Origin of the sequence: Sungkyunkwania multivorans (assembly GCF_042675645.1) — a bacterium.
In the GTDB taxonomy this organism is placed as follows: Bacteria; Bacteroidota; Bacteroidia; order Flavobacteriales; family Flavobacteriaceae; genus Sungkyunkwania; species Sungkyunkwania multivorans.
The window spans coordinates 1-953 of the sequence record NZ_JBHTJH010000012.1 but is presented as its reverse complement, the minus strand read 5'-3'; the positions used below and the strand labels follow the sequence as shown (position 1 = coordinate 953).

1 protein-coding gene is annotated in these 953 nt (G+C 38.7%); it reads right to left on the bottom strand.

What is annotated here, in order from left to right:
* Positions 1 to 225 precede the first annotated feature (225 nt).
* A complete protein-coding gene (locus ACFQ1M_RS11530; RefSeq protein WP_386408340.1) occupies positions 226 to 795 on the bottom strand; it encodes a hypothetical protein in 570 nt (189 codons plus the stop codon).
* Between the last annotated feature and the right edge of the window lie 158 nt (positions 796 to 953).

Genomic DNA, 953 nt, shown 5'->3' with positions numbered 1-953 from the left:
AGGGAAACCCCAAAAATCGAGGTAGGCAGGAAAAGAGGTCACATAAACTGCAGCATGGGTCTACCGAAAAGGATTATAAAGTTATAGCATGGCACCTAACGGCCCTGGCTATGGCAAGTGCGGGATTTTGAAACCGAATCCTTGTCCGCCAGACCGAATGTTGTTTAGTTGCAATATCTTCATTTTTAAGCAGTCAGCCCGCATTTGCTATAGCCGATGTTGGCATCAGTTTTTTATTATTTTTTCAATCGTGTCTCGGTACTGAAATGCATATTGCTCAAATATTTTAGCACCACAAGTCACGTAGATTATTCTGTCGTGGTTACGAATTAAATAGTCGTAGTTCTTGTCGTTGAAAATGTCAGGTGATGATAAAACTTCGGTTAACTTACTTTCATAATCAATAGCTTCTTGTTCGTTGTCAAAGCAGATTTCATAGACACGGAAGTTTGGATACCAATTATCTTCCATTTCTTTAAGTCGGGTTTTCCTTTTGGCGAATATGAACTTGAAATCCTTCGGATAGAACTCGTAAGACTGGACAATTTCAAGCCGATCTCGTATCTGAAACTTTAGTGTGTCTTCAGTCAAGGTTGTATCGATGTTGTAGTCGTCCTGTTTAAGCAGTCTAATTATGTCCTTGAATTCATTTGAGAAGTCACATTCTTCTGAATTCGTTTCATCAACTTCGATATTCGTAAGCTGTTGTTTTTTGTCGTTTTGCACTATTGAGTCCGTAGTGTCCGAACTTGTCGTGTCGACTTGTTTGCTCTCCTTACAAGAGCACACTGTCACAACAAAAAGTATTAATGTTAATCGAAGTATCATTTTCCTTTTTTAAATTGATGCCAACGTTCAAGTGTAAAAAGCGTTTCAATGCTTTTTACATATTGTTGTGTGCTTTTGTTCAATTTTTGTCCACCGCCAAAGGTAGTGAACAAAGGGGACAGTCG